The 17,056-nt window shown below is 69.4% G+C and carries 12 protein-coding genes and 2 pseudogenes; 9 read left to right on the forward strand and 5 right to left on the reverse strand.

Features of this window, described 5'->3' with window-relative positions; genetic code table 11:
* Positions 1–145 precede the first annotated feature (145 nt).
* Positions 146–790, forward strand: coding sequence for a dihydrofolate reductase family protein (locus tag ACFYOH_RS37625; RefSeq protein ID WP_388635265.1), 645 nt, complete (start codon positions 146–148; stop codon positions 788–790).
* 20 nt (positions 791–810) lie between these two features.
* Here ACFYOH_RS37625 and ACFYOH_RS37630 read toward each other — a convergent pair.
* Positions 811–1,519 (reverse strand): annotated as a pseudogene (locus tag ACFYOH_RS37630) (transposase); the annotation flags it as partial.
* 630 nt (positions 1,520–2,149) lie between these two features.
* Between ACFYOH_RS37630 and ACFYOH_RS37635 the strand changes: the two are divergent.
* Together ACFYOH_RS37635 and ACFYOH_RS37640 are read left to right on the forward strand one after the other, a co-directional pair.
* A complete protein-coding gene (locus tag ACFYOH_RS37635; protein ID WP_388635267.1) occupies positions 2,150–2,692 on the forward strand; it encodes a hypothetical protein in 543 nt (180 codons plus the stop codon).
* 729 nt (positions 2,693–3,421) lie between these two features.
* Positions 3,422–3,970, forward strand: a complete 549-nt coding sequence (locus ACFYOH_RS37640) for a DUF4142 domain-containing protein (RefSeq protein WP_388635269.1) — start codon at positions 3,422–3,424, stop codon at positions 3,968–3,970.
* Positions 3,971–4,279: 309 nt separating this feature from the next.
* Here the strand turns inward: ACFYOH_RS37640 and ACFYOH_RS37645 are convergent, their stop codons facing one another.
* Positions 4,280–5,992: an MFS transporter gene (locus tag ACFYOH_RS37645; protein WP_388635271.1), complete on the reverse strand. Its 1,713-nt coding sequence runs from the start codon at positions 5,990–5,992 to the stop codon at positions 4,280–4,282.
* A 277-nt stretch (positions 5,993–6,269) separates the two neighbouring features.
* Here ACFYOH_RS37645 and ACFYOH_RS37650 point away from each other — a divergent pair, with 277 nt between their 5' ends.
* The 3 genes from ACFYOH_RS37650 to ACFYOH_RS37660 are packed head-to-tail and all read left to right on the forward strand — an operon-like array spanning position 6,270 to position 8,578.
* Complete coding sequence (locus ACFYOH_RS37650) at positions 6,270–7,064, forward strand: TetR/AcrR family transcriptional regulator (RefSeq protein WP_388635273.1); 795 nt, start codon at positions 6,270–6,272, stop codon at positions 7,062–7,064.
* Positions 7,065–7,121: 57 nt separating this feature from the next.
* Complete coding sequence (locus tag ACFYOH_RS37655; protein ID WP_388635275.1) at positions 7,122–7,655, forward strand: DUF6207 family protein; 534 nt, start codon at positions 7,122–7,124, stop codon at positions 7,653–7,655.
* Positions 7,652–8,578, forward strand: a complete 927-nt coding sequence (locus ACFYOH_RS37660) for a hypothetical protein (protein WP_388635277.1) — start codon at positions 7,652–7,654, stop codon at positions 8,576–8,578. Before ACFYOH_RS37655 ends, ACFYOH_RS37660 begins: the two co-directional genes overlap by 4 nt.
* A gap of 217 nt (positions 8,579–8,795) precedes the next feature.
* Here the strand turns inward: ACFYOH_RS37660 and ACFYOH_RS37665 are convergent.
* Positions 8,796–9,347 (reverse strand): annotated as a pseudogene (locus ACFYOH_RS37665) (integrase core domain-containing protein); the annotation flags it as partial.
* Between the two features lie 49 nt (positions 9,348–9,396).
* Positions 9,397–9,795, reverse strand: a complete 399-nt coding sequence (locus tag ACFYOH_RS37670) for a VOC family protein (RefSeq protein ID WP_388635279.1) — start codon at positions 9,793–9,795, stop codon at positions 9,397–9,399.
* Positions 9,796–9,888: 93 nt separating this feature from the next.
* Here ACFYOH_RS37670 and ACFYOH_RS37675 point away from each other — a divergent pair, with 93 nt between their 5' ends.
* Positions 9,889–10,878 (forward strand): helix-turn-helix transcriptional regulator, encoded by a 990-nt coding sequence (locus ACFYOH_RS37675; RefSeq protein WP_388635281.1) that lies wholly within the window; start codon positions 9,889–9,891, stop codon positions 10,876–10,878.
* 641 nt (positions 10,879–11,519) lie between these two features.
* Here ACFYOH_RS37675 and ACFYOH_RS37680 read toward each other — a convergent pair.
* On the reverse strand, positions 11,520–11,768 hold the full coding sequence (locus ACFYOH_RS37680; RefSeq protein WP_388635283.1) for a hypothetical protein: 249 nt from the start codon (positions 11,766–11,768) through the stop codon (positions 11,520–11,522).
* 1,027 nt (positions 11,769–12,795) lie between these two features.
* Here ACFYOH_RS37680 and ACFYOH_RS37685 point away from each other — a divergent pair.
* Both ACFYOH_RS37685 and ACFYOH_RS37690 read left to right on the forward strand, forming a co-directional pair.
* Entirely contained in the window at positions 12,796–13,929 is a 1,134-nt protein-coding gene (locus tag ACFYOH_RS37685; protein WP_388635285.1) for an alpha/beta hydrolase family protein, read from the forward strand.
* Between the two features lie 457 nt (positions 13,930–14,386).
* Positions 14,387–16,558, forward strand: a complete 2,172-nt coding sequence (locus ACFYOH_RS37690; RefSeq protein WP_388635287.1) for a SpoIIE family protein phosphatase — start codon at positions 14,387–14,389, stop codon at positions 16,556–16,558.
* Positions 16,559–17,056: the final 498 nt, after the last annotated feature.

Genomic DNA, 17,056 nt, shown 5'->3' on the forward strand with positions numbered 1-17,056 from the left:
CGGTCACACCGCCGACGCGGCCGCTTCCTGACGCGCCGCTGGAAAAAGGTTGCGGGCCGCTGTCGATTCGGCCACGTCCCGTTCGACGTCATGATGTGCGGCGCCTCGCCACACGATGACGCGACGGGACCTGAGGAGGACACACGTGGATCAACTGCTGAGAGTCATGAACTTCAACGTCTCGTGTGACGGAATCGGTGCCGGTGAGCACCAGAGTCTCGAGCGGCCGTTCGGCCTCGACCATCCCGAGAGGCTGTTCGCCTGGGCCGGGGCCACGGCGAGCTGGCCCATGCGCACGGATCCCGGGGGTAGCCGGGGCCTGGACGACTACTTCACGCGCGACTTCGCACACAACATCGGTGCCGAGATCATGGGCCGCAACAAGTTCGGGCCCCAGCGCGGGCCCTGGCACGATCATGAGTGGCGCGGCTGGTGGGGGGAGGAGCCGCCGTTCCGCACTCCGGTGTTCGTCATGACCCACCACACGCGTCCTTCGTTCACGCTCTCCGACACCACGTTCCACTTCGTCGACAGCGATCCGGCCACCGTCCTCGAACGGGCGCGGGAAACGGCGCAGGGCAAGGACGTCCGGCTCGGCGGCGGGGTCACCACCATCCGGCAGTTCCTTGACGCCGGCCTTGTCGACACCATGCATGTGGCGGTCTCGCCGGTAAAGCTCGGGTCCGGGCTACGGCTCTGGGAGGCCCCCGATGAGCTGCTCGACCGGTTCCACCTGGAGGTCGTGCCCAGCCCGAGCGGCGTGACGCACCACCTGTTCTGGCGAAGGTGAGGCGAGGGGCCCAGTTGAGTTCAGGCTGCGGCTGGGAGGGGGCGTCCGCCCCATCGGATGCCCTTCTCGCTGCGGATGCGCCGCGTTCCTTGCGCTGGGCGGCGAGTGTGGCGGGGCGGCGGCCGTTGGCGTTGCGCCAGCGCAGGCAGCGGTGCAGGCCCTGGGTCTGTGCGGGGGTGGCGGGGGTGGTGAGAGTTGGCCAGGGTGAACTGGCGCAGCGGGCCGAAGTGGGCCTCGATCGGGTTGGTCCAGGAGGCGTAGGTCGGGGTGAAGCACAGCTCGACCTTGTTCTTCTTCGCCCAACGGCGGATGTCGGCGCCGGTGTCGGCGGAGAGGTTGTCCAGGATGATGTAGATCGCGGCGCCGTCGGGTCGGGCGGCACGAATCGACTTCAGCGCGGCCAGGGTGGTGGCGGTGCCCTTGCGGCGGCGGCTGACGCCCCACAGACCGTCGTCGCCGACGGAGCAGCAGCCGTGGAAGTAGGTGACGCCGTGGATGCGCTGGTAGGTCACCGGCAGGCGGTTGTGTTTGCCCTGCTTCGCCCAGCAGGAGCCCGCGGTGGGCCGGATCCCCAGCGGCCCGAACGCGTCGAAGTCGAAGACGGGGTCGGGGAACGCGGTCCGGCACTTGCTCAATCTGGTCGAGCTTCGCGCAGCGTTCGGGCTCGGGGGATTCGTTCCAGGTCTTGGTGTGCTGGAAGGTGATGCCGCGGCGCGACAGCAGGCATCGCGGCGAGTGTGCCACCGTGCACGACCGCGACCACAACGCAGCACGTAACGTCCTGTTCGAAGGACGGCGAATCGTCGCCACCGGACGGGTGGAGACGCCGAACGCCTGTGGAGCCGGTAAGACGGGCACACGTGCCCACCCAGCGCGTCGAAGCAGGAAGCCCCCGGAAGGGCACACGACTCAGGCCCCGCCGCACCACATCGGCGACGGCCATCCGCACACTCGGACCAGGAGGCACCGCGGCCTCGGACACCTGCGCACGCATCGGCCAGCCCCGCCCGCCTCTGCCCAGCGACAGGCCGCAGATGGCGACCGTGACCGGGACGCCGGTGTCGATCGAGCTCACCCTGCCCCGGTGGCTCGGGCCCGGTCGAAGGCCATGTCAACCCGATCGCGATGCTCAAGAGCCAGATGTTCGGGCGCGTCGGCTTCCAGCTCCTCCGCGAGCGCGTGGTGGTGCACTCGTAGCGCCCAGGGGAACCGCCCGGTGCGTCGCCGCGGAAACGAGCCGGCAGGCATCGAAGAGCTCTTGGGTCTGCTCGGCCAGGCGCTGGTCTAGGTGGTGGAACTCGCCTGGCGCTTGCACGTACTGGGCGGGCGGGTACGCCTTCGCTGGGTGAAGCTGAAAGCGTGAGCATCAGTAGCGAGCGCCCGGTAAGTACTGAGCAGATCTACGCAGCGCTGGCCGCTCTGGCGGCTGAGCCGGTCGCGGATCAGGAGAAGCGACCCGAGGGGCCGCAGGAAGAAGACCGCCTGCACCTGCTGGGCAGTCTGCTGGCGAAGACGGAGCTCGAGATCACCGCCGCAACCCGCCTGACCGAGGAAGGGGAGATCGAGGACGTGCTTGAGACGTTGCTCGGCTGGGGGGAGCAGGTAGGAGATCCCGGCCTCGCGGTCAACGTCCTGACGAACCGGCTGCAGCGCACGGCGGTGCAGGTCTCCGAACCCGAGGCGGAAGAACTGCCACCCGGCCGGGAGGCCGCCTTCGCTGCCGTCATGACTGCGGTGTACACCCTCAGCGCTCAGCTGCACGCCGAGCGCGGCGATACGGAGGGAACACGAAGCGCTCTGAGCGGGGCGGAAGAAGCCCTCATCGACATCCTGCAAGGCATGCATGACCTGCGCGTCGCCATCGGCGACGCGGCCGGACCGGAGGACCAGGCCGACGACTGATCCGCAAAAGCGTGCGCCACAGTGGTAGGAAGACTGCCGCTACCTGGCTTGTGAAGTGGCCTCGCTCCTGGTCGTGGGCGCCAATCGTGAGGACGACTGACCCACAAGAGCCGCCTCACCCGCGACGTCAAGAGGCGGGCCGACGATGACGGAGTCGCTCGAGCCGGCTCCTTACCAGTCGCTGACGTGCCGGTCATCGGCCGGCCCTGCGCTGTACGCGCCTGCCATAGTGGTGCAGTGCCGGGCCGTCCTGCCACGGCACATCCGCCGCTTCCCGCGTGAACACAAGGCCGGGTCCAGGCTGGTCTCGGCAGCAAGGATTGTCGGCGTGGGCCGGGACGGGGTGGTCAGTGGTCCTGCGGTCCGCCTGGCCGGACAAGAAGCCGTCGCTGCGGCACAGGAGAAGCGGCTGCTGCAGTGACAGGGCGCCCCGGGCTGCTGCCCGGGGCGCCCGCATCGCCAGCGGCATCCCCTCAATTTTAGGCAGCGTTGCCCTATCTGCACCTGGGATGGAGAAGGGCCTGGGAGCGGGCAGCGCCGGGGCTGGGCCGTGTCTGATGGTTCGAGTCGCTCGACCTGGCACCCCAGGCGCCGGCAGCGAGGCGCCGGCGTGCTCGGTTGCCGAGCAACTGAACCGGGTGAACCATGACATAGGTACTGTTTCTCACCCTTTGAGCAATAGGGATGGGACTTTCGTCGGGGCTTGCACGTGCGACCCGTGGAGGATTCATGGACACGACTCGATCCGCTGCCCGTTTCACCGTCGTTTGCGCCGCCGCTTTGTCCCTCATGGGCGCCGCGTCGCTCCCGGCTCTCGCTTCGTCGACGGCCTCGCCGTCAGCGGTCTCCGCTCTGGACAGGCAACTCCTCACAGCAGCCCACCAGGGCAACCTGTGGGAGATCGCCGCCAGTCAGCAAGCTCAGAGCGCCGCGACCACCGCCTGCGTCAAGCGGGTCGCCGCCGACTTCATCCGCGACCACCGCGCCCTCGATGCCGGTGTCGTCAAGACCGCGAGACAACTCGGGGTGACACTGCCGTCCGGGCAGACGGCCGCGCAGCTGAGGCAAACCGCCGCCCTCAAGTCCCTCGCCGGGACGCGCGCGTACGATGCCGCGTGGCTCAAGGCCCAGTACCCCGCCCACGTACAGACCCTCGCGCTCATCGACAAGGAGATCGCCTCGGGCACCAACCCGCTCGTCAAGTCCCTGGCGAAGAGCGCGCGCCCGGTCGTGGCACGCCACACCCAGATGGTCAACCACGGCGTGTGCCACGCATAGCGCCCGCCGACTCACGAACGTGATCCCGGCCCACTGATGTGTGCCTTGTGGAGCGTGCCGGTTGGAGCGGCTCGTCCGCAGCCACTTGCCCCTCCACGTCGGTCTCGGAATCGCTGTGCATGATCCGGGACGCTATGGAGGGCGCGCTGCGCTGCCGTTACTGCGGCACGACCGAGACGTGACATCGACTCGTCCTCCTCCCCGGGGTGTGTCTGATGTGTGACTGCGCATCAACCGGCATGCGTCCAAGGGGCGTTGGAGGCCCTGTTGCCCATCGGCGACAGGGCCTCCGGCCTACCTGCACACCGCTCAGTGACCGGCAGAACCCTCGGGGCGCGCGTGCCGCGGCAGGAGGAAGGAGAGCAGGAACGTCAGGGCCAGCATGCCGTCGACGATCCACAGCACCGTCTTCATCACGGCGCCGAAACCGCTGCGGAAGGCCGACGTCGCGGTGGTCTCCAGCGCGCCGGGTATCCGGGCGCCGGCCTGCGGCGATGTCACGGCGGACCGAGTGTCCTTCTCCAAGCGGGCGCAGGTCGCCGGGGTGGCGGCAGGATCCTTGGCCACGGCACGGTCGGAGGCGCACCTCCGCAGGTCTGCCACGACGCGGTCCTGGGCGGCCGGTGCCACGTGCGCGGCGCTCAGCTGACCCCGCAGGCCGGCCGAGTGGTGGTCGACGGCGGTGGCGATACCACCGCCCAGCAAGCCGAAGAACACGGTGCCGAGGAGCGCCACGCCGAAGGCGCCGCCGAGCTGCTGCATCGCGGTCATCGTGCCGGACGCCGAGCCCGTCTCGTGCTGCTCGACGCTGGCGAGCACGATGTCGAAGAAGGGGGCCATGAGCAGGCCCATCCCGATGCCGGTGAAGAGCAGGGCCGGCACGAGCTGCCAGGGGCCGACGCCGCTGCCCACCGTCTCGAGGGTCAGCCACACGCCGAACACGCCGAGCGCCATGACCACCGTGCCCGCCTGGAGCACGGCCCGGCCGAACCGGGCGACAGCCTGAGCGACACCGAAACCGACGATCATGCCGGCCGACCAGGGCACCATCACCAGGCCTGCCTTCAGCGGCGAATAGCCGAGGCCGATCTGGGTGTAGAGGTTGAAGACCAGCATGAAGCCCTGCATGGTCGAGAAGAAGACCAGTCCGAGCGTCATGCCTCCGCTGAACCCGCGCTTGCGGAAGAGGCTGGGCACGACCAGCGGGTCCCGGCCTGCCTTGCTGCGGCGCGACTCGTAGATGGCGAAGGCGACGAAGACGGCCACCGAAGCGGCCATCATCGCGAACGTCCACCCGGGCCAGTCGTACTCACGGCCCTGCACCAGCGGGAAGATGATGAGCAGCGCGGCCAGCGAGACCAGAAGCATGCCGGGTATGTCGAGGCGCGGCCTGTCGCCGGACCGGCCCCTGGGCAGGTAGCGCAGGGCCCCGAGGAAGGCCGCGGCACCCAGCGGCAGGTTGATCAGGAAGATCATCCGCCAGCCGGTGCCGAAATAGTCGGCGTCCACGAGCCAGCCCGCCAGGATCGGCCCGCACACCGCGGACAGCCCCATGATCGGGCCGAACATGCCGAAGGCTTTCTGTGACTCCTTCGGCGGGAACATCTCCTTGATCATGCCTAGGCCCTGCGGCAGCATCACCGCGCCGAACAGGCCCTGCACGACACGTGCGGCGATCAGCATCTCGGGCGACACGGCGACCGCGCACAGCAGCGAGCCCAGGGTGAAGCCGGCGGCACCCACCAGGAACATCCGGCGTCGCCCGTGGATGTCCCCGAGCCGGCCGCCGGTGACGAGGCCGACGGCCATCGAGAGGGTGTACGCGGCGGCGAGCCACTGGAGGGTGGAGGCGCCGCCACCGAGGTCGGCCCGCATGGAGGGGCCGGCGATGTTCGTGACGACCGCGTCGAGGAGATCCATCACCTCGGCCGCGAGGATCACGAAGAGCGCAGCCCAGCGCCACCGGTAGGGCGCTGGCGAGTCGGTGGGCGTCTCGGCGGACGCTACACCGGTGGTGGACATCGGAAACTCCTCGCAGAAGGCCGCGTCGCGTCGATGTTCCGCGGGCGCGGTGGATGGCTGGACGAAAACTGCCGGGCTCGCTGGTGCGGTCCAGAAAGACAGGCGGCCGGACGCCTGGAGAACGATGTTCAACCTAGCAGAACACTGCTCACCACGAGAACGGCGTTCATTAAGATATAGCGCAATTCCTCGACATCTACAAGATATATCGCGTCTGAGCCAGTGAGAGGCCCTGACCCCAGCAGAACGCTGTTCTCCGTATCCCTAAACTGGTCCCATGAGCGACGCGGCCGCCGGTCCCCCAGCACCCCCTCCGCCATCCCCGTGGCAGCGCGAGCGTCCCGCTCGCAGCCACATCGCGCCCGTACGCACGCCGCTGTCGCGCGAGCGCGTCGCCGAGGCCGCCCTCACCGTGCTGGACCGGCACGGGCTCGACGGCCTTTCGATGCGTCAGGTGGCGGGCGAACTGGGGGTCGCGGTGTCCGCCCTCTACGCCCACGTCAGCTCCAAGGACGACCTCCTGGAGCTCATGTACACGCGGCTCTTCGACGACTACGCATTGCCCGCGCCCGATCCGGAGCACTGGCAGGAGCAGCTGCGGGACTTCGCCCGCGCCTGGCGTCGACGTCTGCTGTCCCACCGGGACATGGCCAGGATCTCCATGGGGCACGTCCCCTTCACCGCCGAACTGCTGCCGCATGTCGAGGCGTTGGTCGCCATCTTCCGCACCGCCGGGCTGCCCGACCGCATTGCTGCGGAGGCCGGTGACCTCATCTCCACCTACATCGACGGGTTCGTCCTGGAGGAGGGCATGTGGCGAGACCGGGCCGCTCAGCACGGCGGTCACGATGCCTCGCCGGCCCGGCCCGACTGGCGCGAGATGACCGACGAGATGCAGAACTACTTCGCGTCCCTGCCCGCGCAGGACTTCCCCCACCTGCGCGCCCTGGCCGGGCTGATGGTGACGGACTCCTCCGACGAGCGGTTCGGCATCGGCCTGGAGATCATCCTGCGCGGCCTGGCGAGTTACCTGCCGGACCCTGCGGCCGGCCCGGTCGCGGAAGCCGACTGAGTCCGGAAGCCGAACGAGTCCCGGGGTCCGGCGCAGCCCGGGAAGCCGACGTCACACGTGGCACGGCCGGATCTGATCGCAGGGGACGGCTCAGCCGCTCGTGACCAGACGCCACTGGCGTTCCAAAAGGCATTCGCCGCACGCTGGGCGACCGCAGCAGCCGACCGCACCATCCGAACCCTGGAGGGCCGGCGACGGAATGCAGCGTGTCCAGCGACGGAATGCGTTCGAGGAGCACCCCACCTGCCGAGGCGAGAACCAAGGCCACCAGCAGGTCAACGAATTGGCCACCACGAGACTGCCATCACCGCCAGTACCCGCCGCCTGCAACCGGACCGCAGGCCGGTACGGGGCCACCGCAACACAGACCTTGACCGGCGGCTGCCACTTCGTGAGCCGCTACGCGGCGATCATGCTCCCGCAGGAGCACCTCACCCCTGCGGACACGGCATCCCCGGCAACAGTGCGGGGTACGTGCGGCCGAGCCTCGTTCGCCCTGCTCCGTGCACCTTTCGCCAGGGTAGGAAAGAACGTACTGAGTACGAGAACTCATGTGCGTCAGGACGCGGGCTGGCAGGCTCCGCGGCATGACAAGCGGCAGACGGGCGCTGACTGCCCTGCATCTCTTCTTGGTATGGGCGACGATGGCGGCCGCACTGCCGGCGCTCGGCTTCGAGTTGGTGGTGACGGCCTGGAGCGGTGGCGCCGGGGCGGCGGTGCCGGTCCTCGGGTTGGGCGTGCCGCTGATGGTGGGCCTATTGGCGTTGGCGGGCATACCGGCGAAGACCGTGGTGCCGCTGTGCGGCTCTGTGCGCCGGCGGCTCGGTTGGGCGGCCCTGGTCTTCGTCCTCGGCACGCTCGGCGTGCTGGCGGGCCTGGCCGCGTACGACGGGAACGTCTACCTGGGGAGCGCCGGCACACGGGTCGCGCTGACCGGTGTGCCGTACGCCGTCGCCGCAGCGCTCTTCGTGCCGAGCCGGTGGGTACGGCTGGGGGCGGTGGCCGTGCTGGCGGCCGGTGTGGGCTACGGGGGCTTCATCGGCCCGGCGCAGGCGCAGCAGGGCCGGCACGCGGCGGAGATCGCGCGGTACCGGGAGCATCCGGAACTGCTCTATCTGGGCGCTGCGCCACCTGGAATGCACGTATCCCGTGCCGTGGTCGGGCCCGCCTACTTCAGCGTCGACTACCGCCCCGTCCGGGAGGGATACGAGTTGGGGTACGTGGGCCTCGTGGTGCGTTCACCGCTCACACAGACGCCACGATGCCCGGAGCCCGCGGACAAGGGCGCGACCTGCACGGTGGACGTGCACGGCGAGATGCGCATGATCCGCCGCCTCCCCGGTGGCACCCGCGACATCACCCTCACCCGCCAACACCACGACGCGGAGGTGGAGGTCACCAGCCAGTCCCTCGGTGAACCCGGCCTGCGGCACCTCCTGAACACGCTGCACCCGCTGTCGAACACGGAGTTGGAAACGCTGATGCGGGAAAAGGCGATCGCCCAGGGCTACTGAGCCATGCCCGCTCGGGCCAGGTAGCCAACCCCTGCCCGGCGGGTTCTGGCCGCGACGCCGTGAAGGGTCCGCTCAGTGAGACCGGCGTACGAAGCATCGGTTGGCTGTGGTGTCTCGGACCTTGGTTATACGCGAAGTCCTGGAGGATGAGCTGCTGCGGGATGTCCGCGAGTGGTTGGGGCGGCTGGTCGAAGAGGATCCAGTAGTCGCTCCCGGCGGTCCGGCTGGTGGGCGGTCGGTCGCCGAGCGCGGCGTGCGGCCGCTGGTGGTTGTAGTTCACCAACTCCGCGAGTGCGACGCGGCGTTCACGCTCGGTTGTGTAGTCGCGGACGCACGCCGACTCGTGGGAGAGCATCCCGTTATACCTGTCCACCTCCCCGTTCGTGCGCGGCGGGTACGGCCTGGTTCGCGGGCGGACTCGGTGCCGACGCGGTGCATCCGCCAGCCGCCGCCGGTCGGGATGCGTCCGAGCTTCTTGGTGTCGACGTGGACCAGGTCGCCGACTCGGTCGTGCTCGTAGCGGATGACCTCGCGCAGCTGCTCGCCGGTCGGTGGGTCGAGGTCCCGGAGCCCGGGCCGGCCCATGCTTGGTCTGCCGCCGCAGCGCCTCCACCAGGTCAACGATGTCCTCGGGGGTGCGGGTGGGGCTGGTGGAGGGGCGGGAGGGGGGTCGAGCAGTGAGGCACAAGCGCAGACGTCCTTCGGGGGTCAGCGGTGCGTTCCCGTGTCCCCTGCTGGTGGCGCTCCTGGATCCGGCCGTCGCGTTCAGCGGGAGCCCTGGGATCTCAGGGCTCCCGCGTGAGCGGCTGTGCGTGGCGTCAGCGTGCGAACTTCGCGATGGCCGCTGGGGTGACGGGGGTGAAGAAGTTGACGAGGTTGCCGTCGGGGTCACGGAACAGCAGCGACCGGTTGCCCCAGGGCATCGTGGTGGGCTCGTTGACGAAGTCGGTGACGAAGCCGGTCAGGTTCTGGTGCACGCGGTCCACGTCGTCGACGAGGAACTCGGTGATCACGCTGTGGTTGTCCGCCGGGCGGGCAGATCCCGGGGCGAACAGCGGGACGGTGCGGGTGTCGGCGATGGCGAGGGTGGCGCCCGCGGTCTTGAGTTCGGCGAAGTCCTTGGTGGCCCAGGTCGCCCGCGCCCCTGTGGCCCGCTCGTAGAACTCGACGAGGCGTGCGACGTCGCTGGTGATGATGCGGATCGAGACGAAGTCCATGGAGATCTCCTTGGCTGTGCTGGAGGCGTGCGCGTCGCAGGCTAGGACAAATAGTGGACAGATTTGGTCCGGTATTCGCGTTAGGCTGCGAACATGCCTCGACCCACCGCCCGCGTGCTGACACTCCTGGAACTGCTGCAGTCGGGCGGCACCCGGACGGTGGCCGAACTCGCCGACCGGCTCGGCGTCGAAGGGCGCACCGTGCGGCGGTATGTGGACCAGCTGATCGACCTGGACGTGCCCGTGGAATCGGTGCGCGGCCGCTACGGCGGGTACCGGCTCGCCCCCGGGTACCGCTTGCCTCCGCTCATGCTCAGCGACGACGAGGCACTGGCCGTGCTGCTCGGCCTGGTCGCCGGCCGCCGAGCAGGCTTGACGACGACGGAGCACACGGCAAGCGAGACGGCATCGGCGAAGATCCGGCGGGTGCTCCCCAAGCGCATCGCCCGTCGGCTCGACACACTCCTGGAAGCTCTCGCCTTCACGGATCAGCCCGGCGAGTTCGACACCCCGGACGCCGAGGTCCTGCTCACCATCGCCGATGCGGTGCGCCACCGCCGACCGGTCTCGATCCGCTACAGCGACCGCGACGGACGGCGCAGCGAACGCACACTGCACGCGTACGGGATCGTCGCCCATGCGGGCCGGTGGTACGTCTCGGGCAAGGACGCCCGGATCGGCGAGGACCGAACCTTCCGGCTCGATCGCATCGCAGACGCGCGGACCCTGCCCGGCTCATTCGAACCGCCCGTGGGTACCAGTCCGGCACAGCGCCTGTTGTCAGCGTTCGCCACGGCCGAGTACCGGCACGAGGTGACCTTGCGGATCCACGGGACGGTCGGGCAGATCCGCGCCCACCTTCCCGCCAGCGTCGCGAGCCTGGGGGAGTACGAGCCCGTGGTAGGCGAGGACCGGGCGACCGAGCGCTGGCTGCGCGTCGAACTGCGGGCGGAGCGGCTCGATTGGTTGCCTCCGGTACTTGCGTCGCTTGACCGGCCGTTCGTCATCGAGCGCCCCGATGAGCTGCGCGACCTGGTCAACGCGCTCGCCGATCGCCTCGCGTCCTACGCCCGCCAAGTCTGACCGCCGCCCGCCAAGCCTGAACGCGAGGAACCAATGGCATGAGATGGCACAGTTAGCCATCGCGGATGCGCGGCTAGAACCTGTAGTCGGCCAGCGAGCGATTGACTTGGGCCGGCAGCGCGGTGTGGCTGGAGAAGCTGCTGGGCGAAGGCTCGCTCTGTCGGCCGAGCTGACGCATGCCCGGTCGAGGGAGTCCTGCTCACGATGAGCCTACCCAACGTCCACCTCGATGTCGTGGGGATCGGCACGAGGCACTTGCTGGACGAGGACGGGATGGAACCGTTCGATGACGACGAGATCTACGGGGAACGCTACCCCGACGACGCCTCTCCGCCTACGAACTTCTGCTTCACCGCGGCCAACCAGGTACGACCAGCACCTGATGCTCGACGCGGTGAACGAAGGCATCACCCACTACGCCCCCAACAGATGTGATCACGGGCCCGTTGGATCGTCACGCCTCGCGATCGAGTACGCCAAGCCGGACTTGGTCGTGATCGGCCCGCTGCTCAGTCCGTCCCGGCCTGCCGGGAGGGTTCCCGGCTTGGCCGTCCACCACCGGAACCGAGTCCACCGCCATTGGCACCTCCCCGTGCGCCCCCGAGCGCCGGGCCTGCCCAGGGGGCTCACGGCATGGCGGGTTATGCGTCCGTCCGGCACAGCGCGTACAGAACGGCCATGGTGTGCGTCGTCGTCCGGCAGGGCGTTTCGGCGGCAAGCGCACGGCCGGCTGCCAGCAGCAAGTCCGCCGCGTCGCGCACCGTGCAGCACGCCTGGAACTCCCCTGCGATGCCGAGCTGTTTCGCCAGGTGGCGGACCTCTTCCTCGTGCGTGACGAGCTGACTGCGGAGGGCTCCGGTATCGAGAGGCCGCAAACTCTCTGTATCCATCCGACCACGGTAGCGATCCGGCTGCGCCGATTGCGCCCCTTTCTAGATATATCTGGGAAGGTTTTTGGTCGCCGAAGACATGTGAACACCGGTCCAGTTGGGCCATGTACACATGTACGTGCAGATGACGACCACTGCAGGCATCCGGCGTCCAGCGTCCCGAAGGAGTGATCTGCGGCACCGGTGGCGGCTTGCGTGCGGTGTTGTTGACGGCGGCCAACGCCGATATCGGCTTCGCCTGTTTGACATCGGCCTCCTGCCCGGGCGAGACCGCGCCGACGACCTGGACGAAGGCGGGGCGCCTGGCCTGCGCTTCACCAGAACGAGGGCAGCTCAGCTCACGCAAGACCATGACCAGGCCGCCCCCACGCCGCTCACCCACCGCTAACTCAACGAGCAGCTAGGGGGCGACAGTCGCGCGGGCGCGCCGGCTGCCCCCGCAAGTACTGCACGAGTCCGTGACGGCGAGTGGTCGTTCGTCCAGGCCCTGCGCCGCCTCGCGTTCGCGACCGCTTCGGGGGTCGGGCGCTGCATCCTGGCAGATCCCAGTGCGTGGCACCCGCTGTCCCTGCCGTGGGACCACAAGGATCCTCGACAGGAACGCGCGGCCGTCACTCGACGAGGCACTCACCTTGCGGCCGGCTGCGATGGCGCTGATGCGACGGCGGTCGACGGCCTGACCGACGAGCAGATTGACAGCAGCACCGGACCACTGGGCGGCGGCTCATGGACCGACGGACAAGCGGACCAGACGGCCTACCTCCACATGCCTGCCACGCACGAAGACACCAGAGTGGGATACGACAGGCCTGTTGGAAGGGAGTGTCCGCCCGTGGGGATACCGAGATCGCTTCGCTTCCTGAGGACGGGCCCAGACACTGGGCGGCGCCGGTCAAGGCGCCCCCGATTGCGTGCCACAGCGGTCACCGTCGCGCTCGCCGCGGCAGCGGCGGGCTCTCCCGCCTCCCGTCCGTCGGACCGCACCGGGACTCTCCATGCGGCGGAGGACCGGCACCTGGATTCCGCTGTGATCACGCTGAATCACGCCTACCAGGTACCCGATCGGCTGCCGAGCGCAGAACCGGGCACGCTGATCGCGGCTACAGACCATGGTCCTGATGCGCGGATGGGGAGCGCGCGGCGCTGGACGGTGCTGTACCAGTCCACCAACGCACGCGGCGCGAACCTTGCCGTAAGCGGCACCGTGCTGCTGCCGTCGGGCCGCGCTCCGCAGGGAGGGTGGCCGGTGGTGTCCTGGGCGCATGGAACCACCGGCGTGGCCGACGCGTGCGCACCCTCGCAGTCGGCGAACCTGGGTTCGGAGGCCTTCGCTGAGGAGCTGCGGGCGCTCCTGCGCGCCGGGTACGCGGTCGCTGCCTCGGACTACCCCGGGCTGGGCACCCCGGGCCCGCACACCTACCTGGTCGGCGCGGACGAGGGCAACGCCGTGGCCGACATCGTCACCGCGGCTCGCCGACTGATACCCAGCCTGGCGCCGGTGTGGTTCGCGGTCGGGCACTCACAAGGGGGGCAGGCGGCGCTTTTCGCCACCCACACCAAGCGCCGGACGGGCGCCCAGCGGCTTGGTGCTGCGGTGGCCGTTGCGCCGGCCAGCCACCTGGAGGCCATGCTCGCGGGCGTGAAGGCCTCGCATGTGCCCAGCGAGCTGTCCTTCGCCTTCTACTCGCTCGTCGGCCTGGCCGCGACCGATCCCGGTGGCCCTGGGACGGATCTGCGTTCGTTGCTGGGCCCCTCGGCGGCCGCTACGGCCTCCCGGGTCATCGCCGACTGCGTGACGCACAGCCATCCCGTGCTCAAGGGGGTGAACACCGAGCGGATGCTGCCGCTGAAAGGGGACCAGCTGCGTCGCATGGGCGAGCGGATGGGCGCCTACGGCGATCCGGACCGCTCCGCCATCACCGTCCCCACCCTGGTCATCCAGGGTGACGCCGACCAGGATGTGCCGCCTGCCTGGACCGACGAGGTCGTGGCCCGCCTGCGTCTCCTGGGCTCCCCCTCGCTGGTCTATCGCGTCTATCCCGGTGCGGGCCACGATCAGGTCCTGGGCCAGTCCGTGTGCGATCTCCTGGCCTTCCTCAGCGCCCACGGCGGGGCCCGCCCCGGTGCCTGTACCCCGCCCCGGAGCGGCAGCCACGGTTGAACCGGTTGGGCAGGACGCCGAGCCCTGTTTCGGTGTCGAACCGACCGCAGCGTTCGACGGCGCCTTCGCCGCAGGCGCCTGACGACTGCGGCGTCATGGCTGGTCAGGGGCCTGTCACGCCAATTCATCGAGATGTGGCACGGGTACGGCAGCCGCCGCCTCGGTCCGCGGCGAGCGGCATTGAGGGTGACGGACGGGCGGTCGTGCCGGCCCCCTGCCTGCCACCGGCGGCAGAGGTACTCCGCGGCGAAGATTGCAGTGTCGTGCTCGCACGCGACGATGACCAACCGGTCTGCGGGGCGAGGTCGCGGGTTGAGCGGGTGGTCCTCGGCGAGGCCCGGGGTGTGCCGCCGTGATCGGCCCGGCTCCCTGCTGGAAACAGCGGAGACATGTGCCAGAGTGGAGGCACCGAAACGGCGCGGTCAGCGCGCGGACGGGACGGGAGAGGGCGCCTGTCATGTCCATCCATTTCGATCCCCGCAGTGCGGGGACGGCCCGCTCCGTCTCCGTCGACCGGCGGGGCGAGGAGTACGCGGACCTGTTCGGACAGGCCCCGGTGATCTTTGCTGCGCTCAGTGGGCCGGGACACCTGCTGGAAGCGGCGAACTCGGCATTCTTCGAGACGCTCGGGTGCGACCGCGGGCGCCTCGGCGAGCCGGTCGGAGAGGTGATTCCGGAACTGGCGCCGCAGGGCGTCCTCGACCGGCTCGATGCGGTCTACCGCACCGGTGTCGCGTACCGGGCCCGGGGCGGACGGCTTCTGCTGGGCAGGCCGGGCCTGCAGCGGGAAGGATTCTTCGACGTCACCTACGAGCCCCGCCGGGACACCGCCGGCCGGATCGACGGGATCGTGGTGATCGCCGTCGAAACCACCGCGTACCACCACGCTCATCTCCTGGCCGCCGAGCAGCGCGCGCTGCTGGAGCAGATCGCACGTGACGCCCCGCTGGACGAGATCCTCCGAGGAATGGCCACAGCGATCGAGGAGCTCTCCCCGGACATGCTCGTCTCGGTACTGCTCGTCGATCCCGACGGACAGCGCCTGCGGCACGGCACCGGCCCACGCCTGCCCGACTTCTACAACGAGGCGATCGACGGAGCACCCATCGGCGAAGGCGTCGGCTCGTGCGGCACGACCGCGTTCCGGCGTGAACCCGTGATCGTCACGGACATCGCCACCGATCCCCTGTGGAAGGACTACCGTGACCTGGCGCTGAGAGCCGGGGTCGCCGCGTGCTGGTCCACACCCATCCAGGACGCGGACGGCCGACTGCTGGGCACCTTCGCGATGTACCACCGCACCCCCAAGGCTCCCCAGGACAAGGACATGGCGCTCAGCGCCTCCTTCACCCGCATCGCCGCGCTGGCCATCGAACGCCATGCCGCGGTGGAGGCACGCCACGCCGCCCAGGAACGCGAGAAGGCCGCCCGAGAGGATCTGGCCTTCCTGCTGGAGGCCAGCACCGCCATCACGGCCGAGACACACTATTCGAACAGCCTCCAGCGCATGGCCCGGCTGACCGTCCCGACCCTGGCGCCGCTGTGCGCTGTCCACGTATGCGACTGCGGCCAGACTCAGCGCATCGCCGTCGCGGCGTCGACCCGGGAGGAGGAGAATCTCCTCTCCTCCCCCGCGCTGTGCGACGAGGTGGACGCCGCTGTCGCCCGCGTGCTTGCCTCCGGCGCCACCGAGTCCGCCCACGCGAGCGGCCCGCGCGGCCGGCTCGGTGCCAGGGACTACGTGTGCGTGCCGCTGACCACTCGGGGCCGCACCTTCGGAGCGCTGACGCTCCTGGCCACCGACCTGCCCCTGGACGAACGCAAGGTCGCCCTGGCCGAGGAACTCGCCCGCCGGGCCGCTTCGAGTGCCGACAACGCCCATCAGTTCACCGACCGCGTCCAGCTTTCCCACGATCTTCAGGCAGGCCTGTTGCCTCCCGAGTTGCCCAGGATTCCCGGCGCCGCCCTGGCTGCTTCGTACCATCCCGCCGGTGAGGGCCTCGAGGTCGGCGGCGACTTCTACGACGTCTTCCCGCTGCCCGCCGACCGCTGGGCCCTCATGATCGGCGACGTCTCCGGACGCGGCGCTCTGGCAGCCACCACCACCGGAATGGTCCGCCACACCGCACGCGCCGCCGCCCGCCTCCTCAACGAACCGGCGGCCGTGGTCACCGCCATCAACGACGCCTTGATGGGCAACACCGCCGATGACGACCAGTTCGTTTCACTCGTCTACGGCGAGCTGCGGCACAGCGCGTCCCACCTCGCGCTCAACCTGATCCGAGCAGGCCACGTACCGCCTCTCATGCGCCGCGCCGACGGCACGGTCGTAGAACTCACGGAGTCGGGCCTGCTGTTGGGTATCGGTCCTGACCCCGGCTTCTGCCCGTGCCGCATCGACCTGTATCCCGGTGACAGCCTCGTCCTGGTCACGGACGGCATCACCGAGGCCCGTTCCGCCGACGGCGAGTTCTTCGGCGAGGAGCGCCTGGCCGACGCGCTCGTCGCCGTCCGGACCACGACGTCCTCAGCCACCGCCGTCGTCGAGTCCATCACCACCGCAGTCACCGCGTTCGCAGGCAGTGCCACCCTCGACGACCAGGCGGCACTGGTGATCACCGCCGTCTGAGGGGCCGAATGGCGCGGCATCCGTTCCGCCGCCTCGTTCGCACCGCCGGCAGGGGCCGCCCCCAGCGGTGCGGCGACTCACCGAATCCGAGACCTCTTCGAGTTCCCACTCGGAGCAGGTCTCGGCGCGGTGGCGCACTTTGCGCATCCGAATGCACCTGCCCGAGGACTTCGGTGTGCGCGACTGGACCTACAGCAAGGTCGCGGGGAGAACCCCGTAGAGGTCTCCGCCAGCGTCCGGCCCCGCTCGCCGATCTGCACCATGACCGGTACGGGCACTCGTGCAAGGACGGGGCGCGCCAACCGGCCTCCTCCGGTGCGGGCCGACTCGCCCCGTCATCCTTCGTCCGGAGGGTTCTTCTGCCAGCGGCCTCATTGCGATCGTTTCTCGGCCGGGTGTGAGCGATTGCGGTCTTGGTTACACCAACTTAACGTCCGAGGAGTCGGGTTCTTCCGATAAGGCCGATATCAACTTATATGTCGGCTTCCCGTCGTGCCA

Origin of the sequence: Streptomyces sp. NPDC007856 (assembly GCF_042868225.1) — a bacterium.
Taxonomy (GTDB): Bacteria; Actinomycetota; Actinomycetes; order Streptomycetales; family Streptomycetaceae; genus Streptomyces.

Bases quoted from the DNA above. Each gene is read 5' to 3' on its own strand.
- ACFYOH_RS37645 (WP_388635271.1), bottom strand. From the start codon at position 5,992: ATGTCCACCACCGGTGTAGCGTCCGCCGAGACGCCCACCGACTCGCCA.
- ACFYOH_RS37670 (WP_388635279.1), bottom strand. From the start codon at position 9,795: ATGGACTTCGTCTCGATCCGCATCATCACCAGCGACGTCGCACGCCTC.
- ACFYOH_RS37690 (WP_388635287.1), top strand. From the start codon at position 14,387: ATGTCCATCCATTTCGATCCCCGCAGTGCGGGGACGGCCCGCTCCGTC.
- ACFYOH_RS37650 (WP_388635273.1), top strand. From the start codon at position 6,270: ATGAGCGACGCGGCCGCCGGTCCCCCAGCACCCCCTCCGCCATCCCCG.
- ACFYOH_RS37680 (WP_388635283.1), bottom strand. From the start codon at position 11,768: ATGGATACAGAGAGTTTGCGGCCTCTCGATACCGGAGCCCTCCGCAGT.
- ACFYOH_RS37675 (WP_388635281.1), top strand. From the start codon at position 9,889: ATGCCTCGACCCACCGCCCGCGTGCTGACACTCCTGGAACTGCTGCAG.
- ACFYOH_RS37660 (WP_388635277.1), top strand. From the start codon at position 7,652: ATGACAAGCGGCAGACGGGCGCTGACTGCCCTGCATCTCTTCTTGGTA.
- ACFYOH_RS37640 (WP_388635269.1), top strand. From the start codon at position 3,422: ATGGACACGACTCGATCCGCTGCCCGTTTCACCGTCGTTTGCGCCGCC.